Below are 12,383 nucleotides of genomic sequence, written 5' to 3' on the forward strand. Positions count from 1 at the left end.
TGAGACTAAGAGAAACCAAACTTTTATATGTAAAAACCAACTAACAGCTTCTACGTTCTTGACACAAACTAACATAGCAGGGGCTTCATTTATGACGCCCGCACCAGAGTCGCCGCTTATCAACTGCTTGCCCTGCGTCATGTCCGCCGACACGTCCGCCGGCACGTCCGCCGTAGCTCGAAGAGCGAAGGAGGAAGCCTATAGGCGAGCAGGGGGCGAGCAACCAACGCCCAACATCCAATGTTGAATGAACTGCGCCCGTCAGCGCATGCGCAGCCCACGCAGAGCACAAACCAAGGCTGAAGCACTTCGCTGCTAAAACCCACACCATACGCCCCCCGCTTCCTGCTGCGCCAGCGAGCGACTTATCAAATTTACGTAAAATTAGCTTTGCAGCATTCAAACGTACATTTACTTTTCGTAAAAATACCTCCCATCCGAAGCCAAATGCCCGCCCCCGCACATTAAGATCGCTGTTTTTTAATGCAAAAAAACGTTCCACATATCGAAAATTTGCTCAGTAAACTCTACAATTTAAATCGCGACCGCGGCTCGGGCTGGGAAAAGCCCTACAAGCCCGCCCTGCGACTCGCTCTGATCGACTTGATTGAGCAGAGCACATCACCTGCCTGCCCGGAGCCTGTCGACCGCCTCGAAGGCCGCAAAGAACTGCTCAAACTCGAAGGCCAACAGCGTCCTGCTGCCCAAAGAAAAACGCTTCTGGCCCGCAGAGGCGGGACTGCAATGGCGCTGGGAGCGGCTACGGGGATAAAGGAATAAGCCATCTCATTCGTGACACTTCATGAAACGCAATAACGACAGTCTCGCCAATTCTCTAATAATGGCCCCATGGTGGGTCAGCGTCATTCTGGGTATACTCGTTTACAGCGGGCTTAAATTTGTCGCCCCCGGGCTTGGAGGAGAAAATATGATCTTTAAGCCCATAGCCCAAGCCGTTCCGCAGCTCGCGCCCTACGCTGGCGTTTTCTTTGCGATGCTTGCTGTCTTCTCTTACATTTTCGGGCGCAAACAAGCCGCCCTCGTGGATAAGCAACAGAGCCTTGATTCGCTGTGCGCAGTCAGTTGGAAGGAGTTCGAATGGCTCGTCGGCGAAGTCTTTCGCAGGCAAGGCTATCGCACTGAAGAATCGCTTGGCGGCGGAGCCGATGGTGGCATCGACTTAATCCTGCATCGCGACGGCCAAACCACACTGGTGCAATGTAAACGCTGGAAGAGTAAAGCCGTCGGCGTGCCCATAGTCCGAGAGATCTTCGGCATCCTGACAGCCGAAAATGCCGACCGCGCCATAGTCATTACGACCAGCAAATTCACCAAAGAGTCCGAGAACTTCGCGGCGAAAAAACCCATCGAGCTGATCGACGGACATCGACTGCTCGAATTGGTGAAATCCGTCCAAACGCAAAGAACAGAAGCCCCACAAGTGCAGAAAGCCGCGCCTGAACAAGTCAGCACCCCCGACAGCTGTGCCATCCCCCAGTGCCCCAAATGCAATTCCACCATGGTTCGCCGCACCGCTCGCCGTGGTGCCAATGCCGGCAACGCTTTTTGGGGCTGCACCGATTATCCAAAGTGCCGCAGCGTGATCTCGATTGAAAGCTAAACATGCCCCATTTCTTCATATCCATCTGCTTTGCCAGCGAAACCAAACTCGTCTGGCGCGTCGCCCCCTGCTCATTCCTTCGACAACGTTTTACAAACCTTCGAAAGCCTCAAAGCCTGCCAAGGCGAAAAGCCGTAAGAAGACCCAAAAGCTCACTGATTCGCAGTGAGAATCGACAGTATTGTGAACATAACGACATAACCCCATTTCCAGCTCTAACGACACGACCCCATTTCCAGCTCGACCCCATTTCCAGCTTCCATTTCCAACTTGACCCCACTTTTAGCTTTCAGTCCCAGAGCAAGGAAGCAAGTTTGTCAATATGGCTGAATTGGAGGTGGCTTTAACACTTTTGTATATAGTATGAGCAACCAAAATGAATTTATAGAAAATCAAAATTAATTATGGATAATATCAACAAACCAGACCCTTCTAGATTAATCCACGGCCTTCGAGACACTGGATACAATATGAATTCGGCAGCAGCCGACATCATTGATAACAGCATTGCTGCAGACGCAAGCTCTATCAATGTTCGCACAGTTCTCAAACCAACAGGTGAAAAGTTTGTCTTTTTTGGTGATAATGGCCACGGCATGAACCCTGCGGAACTTCGAAACGCAATGCGTTACGGGGCAGACAGGCGACAGAACTTGAAATCGCTCGGCAAGTTCGGACTTGGCCTCAAGACTGCCTCAAGTTCAGTATGTTTGAAGTATTCTCTGATTTCTAGAGATTCCGCAGAGGGCACACTAAATAAGGAGACATGGGACTTGGAACACGTCTCTTCAGTCAATGAATGGCAGATGCTGGCTGAAGATATAACAGCAGACGAAAAACTCGCGTTTAACGAGCTCTGTGGAGATGTAGGGACTCTTGTTGTCTGGCAAAAATGCGACAGAATTCTGAAGAACAACAACTATGCTCCGGGGAGCACCGAGGAAAAATCTGCACTTAAACGAGTTGCAGATCGAATGGCCGAACACTTCGCACTTGTTTTTCACAAATACCTTGATCCAGAAAACACTAACTACCCTAACATTAACATAACAGTAGACGGAGAAGCTATTGTATTCTGGAATCCTTTCTATCCTGCACGATCGCAGCAAGTTCTTCCAGAAAAACTGATTACCGTTCCAATCGCGCTGCCCGAGGATCCTGAAACCACCTTCAAGATGGGTATCAAAGCTTGGGTGCTTCCGCATCGGAAGGACATGGATAAGGATGAGCAGAGCCAATTTGCCCGAATAAACAATAGACGCCAAGGTTTCTATATTTACCGCGAGGGGCGCCTCATACACCACGGAGGCTGGCAAGAGATTTGGAACGCGGCGGAACCCCACTATTCCCTAATCCGAGTCGAAATAGACTTTGATCATGAACTTGACGACGCATTTGAAATCGACGTTAGAAAGTCTCGGATTATTATGAACGAGGCATTGAAAGATTACCTCGAAAAACTTCTTACTGGTCCACGTGAACATGCTAACCAAATTTATCGAAGAAAACAGAAAATTGCTGTAACTGGCGGCATCAGCCACCATGGGTCCAATAAGACCATTTCCGAAACGAGATCGATAGACAAACCTACTGTAACTCAAGCAGACTCTTCAGAAAACGAGACCACAGTGAATAATAATCGAGGTTCAGGTATTCGAATAAAGGCACCCGTCCTAAACGAACAAGATCCGAATAGCCTATGCGTAAAGGAAACCGAAAAGATAACTTCGGGAAATCTCTGGGAACCATCATTTGTGAGTGAGTCAAATTCTGATTATCAAATCGGCGTTCGCATCAACATGCATCATGATTTTTACACGAAAATCTACTCACAGGCAGGTAGTCAGAACAGCATCGAAGGAATGGATCTTCTCCTTTATGCCCTATCTGCTGCTGAGGCCAATAACAGCGACGATGAGCTCAAAGATATGTGGGAAGACATTCGAGAAGAGGTCTCTGGCAATCTTAGACGATTACTTAAATCGTACGAGATCCCTGCTGATTCAAATGACGAGCAGTAGCCGTGATTGCTTACAAGCCAGAACTCTTAAAGAAAACCGTCATAAAGAGTGTCGGAGTGGATGTAAGTGTAGAAGCAAACACCTCTGGACGACGTTCAGGGCTTGATGTTTGGTTTGCTCCTTGGCGAAAAAGAGATGGGCCTGTATTTCAACTGAAACCCGTAGGCCTTAACCGTCACTTAGTGACAATGAAGTTTGGTAAAAGTTCAGGACTATGTTTGATGCGAATTGCCGGAAGAAACGTGGAACAGACGACGTTTTCAGAAGCATTACTGAAGTCTATCAAAGCAAATGCGGATTTCGAATTTAAGTCACTAAGAGAAGATATTACGTCCTCGTTGATGTGGAGTGCGCAAGTCAAGGGATTGGGGTCGCAGCACGCAGATGAATCTCTCATTTCTACAGCCAAGAATGTTATGGTCCCAATGATTGCAGCAATGGCCGAACTACTAGGGTTTGAAGAGATTATTGAGTATGAACCAGAATTTGAAGGAGCAGTTACTAAAAAACTCGTTTCAGTGCGCGAACGCAGTCCTAGAAATCGGCTATTGGCACTGCAGTTACATGGCTATGAGTGTGGAACGTGTGGACTTAAGCCGCTTGAAACCTTCGGCGAAGCATTTGGGGGCATTCTCGAAGTTCACCACATTGAACCAGTTTCAAACCTCAACGAACCACGCGCATATAATCCAGAAATCGACCTCATCCCGTTGTGCCCGAATTGTCACAGAATGATTCACCAAATAAATCCCCCACATACTCCAGATCAGCTTCGGACTATTCTAAATAAACAACATGCCTGAACTGCCTACAGACTATAAGAAACTTTCAGCAGAGGCCTGCCATCCGCTGCTGATAACCGAGTCAATCTGTGATCCAGTAATTCTCATCGAGAAGTTTGATGGCAAGAATCAAGTATCTCTAGCCGGGCAAGTATTCAAAAAGGGGAAACATTCGTATCTAAAAGCAATGACGCTTGAGCACAATTGGATTTCTGATGGTGACTTCATCCGCCCATTACCTCTGGATATTGGCGAAGTGCTTTCTAAACTGTTTGATGGGGCCAACCCAAGAAGCCTTACTTTTCCAGAGGTACTTTCACTAAAGTCGCGCGCGGAGGAACTCCTTATCCCCGCAACTATTTCAAAAGAAATCTTAGAGTCCGCAACCTCCGCATCAAAGAAATTTGCTCTTTCCTATAAGCCACAAGGCTTACGTGCGAACTTATACCCCTACCAAGAACAAGGTGTTGCATGGATGGCGGATACACTTGATCAGCTAGGGGGCCTTATTTTGGCAGACGAGATGGGCTTAGGGAAAACACTCCAAATACTGACCCTCTTCCTGCTTAAAAGGCCAAGCAAAGATAAACCAGCACTCATCGTGTGTCCCACTAGCCTTATTGCAAATTGGAGACTCGAAATTATGAAATTCGCCCCTGATCTGACTTGGGCAATCCATCGCGGGAATAACCGTGCTCGTATACACGCAAACCTTCACCAGACCGAAATCCTACTCACAACTTACGATACGATGGTTAATGACTACCTTCTGTTATCGGCAGTCGACTGGACTTACTTAGTCTTTGATGAGGCTCAAGCCCTCAAAAATCCTTCATCTAATAGGCGACAGGCGCTCACTAATTTTCAAAGCAATTATACCATCCCTGTAACTGGCACGCCTGTAGAGACCTCTCTCAAAGACCTTTGGTCACTTGCCGACCTTGCTATTCCTAGATTGCTTGGAACACAGCACGAATTCGAGACGAATTACCCGGATACGATCGATTCGGCTGAAGCTCTATCTGAAATAACTAATCCCTTCATTCTTAAACGAAGATTAGAAGATGTTGCGGAGCAACTCCCATCGAGGACAAATACTGAGATCCCTATTGATCTTAGCCCAGCCTTGGCCGCTGGCTACGAAAGAACCCGTCAACAAATACTCGAAACTTACTCTACTGCAGGGCATTTAGTTGCCACTGGGCAATTAGCACTTTATTGCGCACACCCTTGGTTGTCGATCAAAGATCCTACGGTGGAAGATTGGGAAGAGAATGTTCAGATTAAAAAATTGGAAGGTTATCAGCTACTTACTCCCAAAGTTGAAGTGTGCTTAGGGCTTTTGGAGAATGCCTTTGCTAACAGGAGAAAGGTCATCATATTTTCAGCATATAATAAATGCCGAGAACTAATTGAGGAAGCTGGAGTAAACCTACCAAATTCGTATTGGAACTCAATCAATGGATCCACGGCAGGAGAAGAAAGACAATTAATAATTGACGAATTTACCGCACATGATGGTAACGCCGTCCTTGTATTAAACCCTAACGCTGCAGGCTCTGGTTTGAATATCCAAGCAGCTACAGTTGTAATTCATTTTACTCAATATTGGAATCCGGCACGGGAAGCTCAGGCAAGTGCACGAGCTCACAGAACAGGGCAAAAGAATCCAGTTTCGGTCTACTACCTGTATTACGAGAACACAGTTGAGCGCATAATGCTCGATCGAACGGAGTTCAGGAGAGAAATGGCTGATGCTGCTGTAACTATAACCATGTCGGATTCTAAAGATATTGATAGAGCACTCAACATCTCACCAGTTATTCAAAAATGAAAGAATCTTACGCAAAGGAACTAACTCGCAATGATCTAGGTATTACGGGGTCACACCAAGCTGGAATATGCGTCCCCAGAAAGGACAAGGGACTCATTGAATTCTTCCCTCATCTGAGTACGAAAGAATTTAATCCCGACGTATGGATACAATGTGTAGACGCAAAAGGCAAAAATTGGAAAATGCGCTATGTGTATTACAACGGTAAAATTCATGGGGTTAATACACGCAACGAATATCGGATAACGTATATGACTAAATTCTTCAGGGTATGGGGAGCTGCTGAGGGATGCTCGGTAGTATTCACGGCGACTGATGATCCCAATAAATTCTTCATTCAAATTGAGAAGCCTAGAAACCTCATAGATAACCAATATAAGGGAGAGGTGAAGGACAAAGCCTCCAAAGTTGTATTAACAGCATGGAGGAAAGTACATTAAACTGGTTTATTATGAGTCATGTAACGCCAAACGTCGATGCTACTGATTACGCTTATCAAGCGCTACAACATGAGCGAGCAGTAATTACTGCTGAAAGCGAAAGGTTAGCAAAAGGCTCAATAGGAAAGCCTTGGGAGGACTTAGATCCACAATATTTTAACGAGTCTATCCAAGTCTTAGAGCTCAGCCGTGTTGAGAATTCATTGATGGGAGCTGGATTTGAGACGATGGCGGCAGTTGTCGAATGGGCCAACCAGGACTTCACTCCATCACTGCGAAGTTTAGGTAAGAAAAAGATTAAGTTAATTTGCGATAGACTAAGAGAGCTCAGTAACACGCCACCACCCATAGAATTATTGACTGGCATAAAGCTTAAAACGCTTCATCCGTCAGTAGCATCACTACCCTCAGATCACTTTCATTTAGGCGCGCGCGCATCTTCACTCTCCAAATCTGGTTATAGAACTGTTTTAGATTTAGCTGATTGGTATCAAGCCGATTGCCCTGAGCTGAAGGGTTTTGGTAAGAAATCGGTAAAGCAGGCCAAAGAGGTTTTGGAGGCCCTTGCGAGTTCGCTCGACGAGAATGGCATGCCAAATTGGGATCAATTTTGTGATCTGGCTGGCATTACTCTATTGCCGCGTGAACCTCATGTAGATGAAAAAGAATGTTTTCTGATTACTATTCCCAATATAATAGAGGACATAATTCGCTCGGCTGCAGACGAGGTTGAAGCCGATATTATTAGGAATCGGTTAACGAGAACTTCCAAGAATCAACTGACACTCGAAGACTTGGGTAGAAAGCACCGTCTCACACGGGAACGAATTCGCCAGAAACAACAGAAGCTACTTCTAGAAATTTCAAATGGACTAATGGAGGGACTTTACGTAAAACGTGAATATCGTTTTCGACTTGAATATGCAGCAAAATGGAAGAAGGCAGAAGAAGCATTTGGAGGAGATGAAAATATCGATGGTTTTAGTTTTCTATTGCGCCTTAGCGAGGTCTGGGAAGTCAAAGTTTCTGAACTGATAGATCACCTTCCATTAATTTTTGCTGTTCTAACAAGTACTAACTCGATACCAAATGCGTTTCGTGTTTATGCAAAATACCCCATATTGACAGGCAGTCACCATATTCCTGAATTCCTTCAAAAGCCTGTTTGTGAGCTTTACCTAGGCAACAAACTTAAAATACTTGAGCATTTAAACATCACTACGCTAGGTGAATTAGTAGAAATCTTTTGCGGCTTCCCCGATGAATTTAATAGCAGGGTCTTTAGCGAATTCTTCGAAAACATGGAGTCGTTTTTACAAACTTTAGACTCTCCACAAGGTTTTTCATGGAAAGAGTATTACGCTCACCGCAACTTTACGATTTTACCAGAAGTAGTTATCGAGTCACCGTATAATTTCCTATCTTGCCTCAAGCCTTCGATCCTAAAAGCAGTTACAATTTGTAGTTCAGAGTTCTATCAACATAGCAGGGAAATTCTACTCTTTAGATCATTTCCGGCTAAAGACGAAAGACTGACCGCGCAAGAACTTGCGGATAAGGTTGGCTGCCACGGTCCCACGATAAGCAAAAACGAACTTGAATTGAATTCACGTTTAAGGTCCCTACTAGTTGAGCGGAATTTTTCAAAGTCTACAGTGATCTTTGAGGATACTTTTCTTGAATTTTGGAGCAATTTGAGCGAACTCTATGATGAAGGGCTGGACGTAAAAAATTTTAAATTTAAATTAGCACAAAATTGGGCACTTCCACTAGACGATCTTGATGAGTATATTAATTTAATATGGAGTATATTATCGAATCATCCTCGGGGTAAGAACCGCAAAAATTACACAGGAGTCAAGCGTCCGAGGAAGATTGCTAAGGCAGTTCGAGAAGACTTTGTGGCCCCTGTCATAGTTTTACGCAAGCGCCGGATGCTGCACTAGGTATAATTAAGGACCATATAGCGAAATATATGGATTTACGGTTGCGCCGGGAAGAATACAGGACATTTTGTCCTAAATGCTACCCGAATGTAATATATTTACCCGTACGAGGGCCATTTATAGCCAAGAATTTATAGCTAATTACTTGGACAAAAATATGCGCACAATACGACGCTGGGAAAAATCCGGAGTGATTCCAAAGATGGCTTTAGTTGCTCTCTCTGAGTTACTTAAAGGAAGGAAGGAATTCCCTGATCAACCAAGTGAAGAACAAGCTGCTTATGGCAGTCGTCGCAATTTTACTTTTATTGATCTCTTCGCTGGAATCGGTGGCACACGAATCGGCTTCGAGCGTGCAGGAGGCGAGTGCGTCTTTACTTCTGAGTGGGATAAATTTTCCTGCCAGACATATCGCGAGAATCATCGCGATGATCACGAAATCGCTGGCGACATTACAAAGGTTGATGAAAAAGAAGTTCCTAACCACGACATCCTAGTAGCCGGCTTTCCCTGCCAACCTTTCAGCCTAGCCGGAGTTAGCAAAAAGAATAGTTTGGGCAAAGCGCATGGATTTTTGGACGAAACGCAGGGCACACTGTTTTTCGACATCGCACGAATTATTAAAGCTAAGCAGCCACGCGCCTTCCTGCTTGAAAATGTCAAGAACCTGCGAAGCCACGACAAAGGAAAGACTTTTACCGTTATTAAGAATACATTGAAAGAACTAGGTTACTCCGTGCATGATAAAATCGTGGATGCAAAATGCTTGGTTCCTCAACACAGAGAGAGAATCTTTCTAGTAGGTTTTCGGGATGGTGAGCCCTTCGACTGGGATGCCCTGTTTTTCCCTAATCTAGACGAAGGGCCAAAGCTTAATTCTATCCTACATAAGCCTGATGAGAAAATTGAGGAGCCATACACAATAACTTTTCGCGGCAAAACAAAGGTGGCCGGCAAATACACCCTATCGGATCACCTATGGAACTACCTACAGGCTTACGCCGAGAAGCATCGGCAAAAAGGAAACGGATTCGGTTGCAGTGTCGTAGGTCCAAATGACACTTCCCGCACACTCTCAGCACGCTATCACAAAGACGGCAGCGAAATCCTCATTGACCAAGGTAAACGCAAGAATCCGAGAAGACTTACCCCACGGGAATGCGCACGCATTATGGGCTTTCCTGATACTTTCAAAATCCCGGTCAGTGACACGCAGGCCTACCGTCAATTCGGAAACAGCGTTGTAGTCCCCGTCGTTGAGAGAATTGCTAAAGGGATAGCAGCAAGCCTCGCTGGAAATCCACTCTTCCTTCCAGACACAGCCTATCAGGCGAATCTCCCGGGTATGGTTGCAGAAAAGGAGCAAGAGCCCATAGCCGCGTCAACTTAATATGCTGAGCTTCTTTTCCGCCGAAGCGTTCTTCAGCTCACAACCCCAGATCACCAGCACCCGCCAACCCATCGCTTCGAGTTCGGCGATTCGCTTTTGATCCCGCGCTACATTGCCATCAATTTTGGCCTTCCACCACTCGGTTCGGGTTTTCGGATAGCGAAAGTCTTTACAACCCGCATGCCCGTGCCAAAAGCAACCGTGCACGAAGATCACCGTTTTATATTTCGGCAGAACGATGTCTGGCTTGCCCGGTAATTTCTTGTTCTTAGGTCCATTGACGGTAAAACGATAGCCAAGGCGATGCAGCATCGAGCGCACCGCGATTTCCGGCTTCGTATTCTTCGAACGAATTCGCGACATATTGTAGGAGCGCTGGGCTTCGGAAAAGATGTCAGCCATTTGGATTCAAATATTGTAGCGCCTTCCCAATCCGCTCCAGCTCTTCCTCAGACAGCGTGGACTTGCCGCGCTTGACGTCATTTAGACGCTTGTCCTTGAGGCCGGACTGCTTTTCCAGCCAGCGACAATTCAAAGCCTCCAATCTCGGGGCCAACCAGTTCCAAGTTACCTTTTGCATTACATTTGGCGATCACCCGGAACATGTCGATTCGTACACGTTCACGCGGGATCAACGGACCTTCGTAAACAGTGGGTATGATGTCAACTCTGTCACGCCCCTCATCGCCTGCCACCACCACATAATACGAACGATCCCCCTCACTCCACTCATCCAAAAACTGAATCACCGTGCCCGGTGGATATTTCATCGTTTGCGCTGCATTCATGCTTGCCACATTCCGAATCAATTCGGAACATGGCAAGTATGAAAAACTACAATCACAATTACACCGTCGCCGACGTCACCTTCACAATCATTCTGGACATAGAGAAAGACCCCGCCCTACTCGCCTGCAAAATCTTCCCCGAACTGCACGACCACTGCGACGCGACCTCTCTCGGTTGCATAGAGGACATGTTTGAGGAGATCGGGGTAAAGCGGGCCCTGCCGATCTTTAATGACGCGCAACACGAAGTTACCCTCTGGTTGATCGCCAACTCGATCGAATGCCAACCGCACTTCTGCTCCACCGATATGAATGTCGAATCTCACAGCGAGGGCTTCAAATTCAAATACGGTCGCTATCCGATGGTAGATCAGGAAGAAGCCTTCTGCGAAGAATTCTGGTTCGATCCTATCTTCCTCAAGATTCGGGAGCTGGTCAGAAAGCGTACTGGCAAATAAACAACATACCCAATCAGAGCGCAATGAACGATCAAACTACAAACGCTGTATTTATTCCTGATTCCGTATATCACGCTCGAAGCGTCTTAAACGGCTTGCTGGCACAACATCCTAAACCGGAATACTCAAATTCGCTTAGCTTGCTCAAAATCTGGCACTGTATCGCCTATCTAAATCCAGGGCTCCATCCAGATGAAATCGACAACCCTCAAGGCGGTTGGCCGGCACAGTACATCCCCTATGCTTCGGCAATCTGGAAGCTGCACGACACCGGCGAAATTAACGACGACCAACTCTACCCCGCGGACGCCCAATGGGCGGGGCTTTGCGATCAACTCGACGAGCTTACACCCGAAGAAGCTGAAAGACGAAAGGCCTTGTGCGATGCCATGAGCGTAGAGCCGATCTATCAACACATCTTGGAAATGATAGACACCCGGGAAGCGCAGGGTCGGATTTCCGTTTTCTACACCCATCGCGATTCAAAGGGGCCCTACGTTCCGAGGCCTCGAGCCGACAAGACCGACTGCGCAGCAGATCGGACCAAAATGCTGCGGTGAATGGTTTAACAATTGGGAAGACGCTGAAGCCTATCGATTGCGGTGGGCGAAAGAACTCTACCAGGCAGCGCTCATAGCTCAGAATTAATCAACTAAATGACCGAAAAAATACCCTGCGTGTTTATTCAAGAGATCACTTTAAAACTTAACCACTTGCAGCCCATCGACCGAAAAATCGCGTAGCAAATTCTCTAAGCACTCCAAGGTGATGTCGGGTGCATCTGCGTAAATCGGTGTCCATCTGCGGTTATGATGGAGGGCGATCAGAATTCAAGCGAGCACGCTACAGAAACTACAATTCAACTCCGAAAAGTTGCCTCGCCCTGAGCTAGAGCACTCTGCGTTTAGTTAGCCAGTATGTCTACCTAAATGCAGAGTTGCTCTAATCACCTAATATGCAATGGCATTGTCACCCATGCGTCGCTTCCAGCTATGCAGGCCGCAGCAAGTGACAATGCCATTGCATATTAAAAATATGATAAGCCAGCAACAATATCTGTACTTTGAATGAAAAGGATCTAATAAGTTTTGGATGGCTGAAAC

The 12,383-nt window shown here is 46.5% G+C and carries 13 protein-coding genes; 10 read left to right on the forward strand and 3 right to left on the reverse strand.

All coding sequences use genetic code 11. From position 1 onward, the window contains the following. Positions 1–85 precede the first annotated feature (85 nt). Positions 86–502, reverse strand: a complete 417-nt coding sequence (locus tag QEH59_RS17645; RefSeq protein ID WP_308986707.1) for a hypothetical protein — start codon at positions 500–502, stop codon at positions 86–88. On the opposite strand from QEH59_RS17645, the gene QEH59_RS17650 reads away from it, so the two are divergent. From QEH59_RS17650 to dcm, 8 genes are all read left to right on the forward strand, one after another. Then, complete coding sequence (locus QEH59_RS17650; protein WP_308986708.1) at positions 484–780, forward strand: hypothetical protein; 297 nt, start codon at positions 484–486, stop codon at positions 778–780. The genes QEH59_RS17645 and QEH59_RS17650 overlap by 19 nt on opposite strands. A 22-nt stretch (positions 781–802) precedes the next feature. Further along, a complete protein-coding gene (locus QEH59_RS17655) occupies positions 803–1,621 on the forward strand; it encodes a restriction endonuclease (protein WP_308986709.1) in 819 nt (272 codons plus the stop codon). Positions 1,622–2,025: 404 nt separating this feature from the next. Beyond that, positions 2,026–3,642 (forward strand): ATP-binding protein, encoded by a 1,617-nt coding sequence (locus tag QEH59_RS17660; protein WP_308986710.1) that lies wholly within the window; start codon positions 2,026–2,028, stop codon positions 3,640–3,642. Positions 3,643–3,644: 2 nt separating this feature from the next. Next, on the forward strand, positions 3,645–4,445 hold the full coding sequence (locus QEH59_RS17665) for an HNH endonuclease (RefSeq protein ID WP_308986711.1): 801 nt from the start codon (positions 3,645–3,647) through the stop codon (positions 4,443–4,445). Continuing rightward, on the forward strand, positions 4,438–6,258 hold the full coding sequence (locus tag QEH59_RS17670) for a DEAD/DEAH box helicase (protein ID WP_308986712.1): 1,821 nt from the start codon (positions 4,438–4,440) through the stop codon (positions 6,256–6,258). The genes QEH59_RS17665 and QEH59_RS17670 overlap by 8 nt, the downstream gene beginning before the upstream one ends. After that, a complete protein-coding gene (locus tag QEH59_RS17675; RefSeq protein WP_308986713.1) occupies positions 6,255–6,698 on the forward strand; it encodes an EcoRII N-terminal effector-binding domain-containing protein in 444 nt (147 codons plus the stop codon). The genes QEH59_RS17670 and QEH59_RS17675 overlap by 4 nt, the downstream gene beginning before the upstream one ends. After that, positions 6,680–8,644 carry a hypothetical protein gene (locus QEH59_RS17680; RefSeq protein ID WP_308986714.1) on the forward strand — a complete coding sequence of 655 codons (1,965 nt, stop codon included), beginning with the start codon at positions 6,680–6,682 and terminating at the stop codon, positions 8,642–8,644. Before QEH59_RS17675 ends, QEH59_RS17680 begins: the two co-directional genes overlap by 19 nt. A 76-nt stretch (positions 8,645–8,720) precedes the next feature. Further along, positions 8,721–10,034 (forward strand): DNA (cytosine-5-)-methyltransferase, encoded by a 1,314-nt coding sequence (gene dcm / locus QEH59_RS17685; protein WP_425609264.1) that lies wholly within the window; start codon positions 8,721–8,723, stop codon positions 10,032–10,034. On the opposite strand, the gene QEH59_RS17690 is transcribed toward dcm, so the two are convergent. Both QEH59_RS17690 and QEH59_RS17695 read right to left on the reverse strand, forming a co-directional pair. Continuing rightward, entirely contained in the window at positions 10,026–10,436 is a 411-nt protein-coding gene (locus QEH59_RS17690; protein WP_308986716.1) for a very short patch repair endonuclease, read from the reverse strand. The genes dcm and QEH59_RS17690 overlap by 9 nt on opposite strands. 77 nt (positions 10,437–10,513) lie before the next feature. Then, a complete protein-coding gene (locus QEH59_RS17695; RefSeq protein WP_308986717.1) occupies positions 10,514–10,822 on the reverse strand; it encodes a hypothetical protein in 309 nt (102 codons plus the stop codon). Between the two features lie 38 nt (positions 10,823–10,860). Between QEH59_RS17695 and QEH59_RS17700 the strand changes: the two genes are divergently transcribed. Beyond that, positions 10,861–11,280, forward strand: a complete 420-nt coding sequence (locus QEH59_RS17700) for a hypothetical protein (protein ID WP_308986718.1) — start codon at positions 10,861–10,863, stop codon at positions 11,278–11,280. Positions 11,281–11,303: 23 nt separating this feature from the next. Further along, a complete protein-coding gene (locus QEH59_RS17705; protein ID WP_308986719.1) occupies positions 11,304–11,840 on the forward strand; it encodes a hypothetical protein in 537 nt (178 codons plus the stop codon). Positions 11,841–12,383 lie beyond the last annotated feature (543 nt).

This window comes from Thalassobacterium sedimentorum, from assembly GCF_031127905.1.
GTDB lineage: Bacteria > Verrucomicrobiota > Verrucomicrobiia > Opitutales > Coraliomargaritaceae > Thalassobacterium > Thalassobacterium sedimentorum.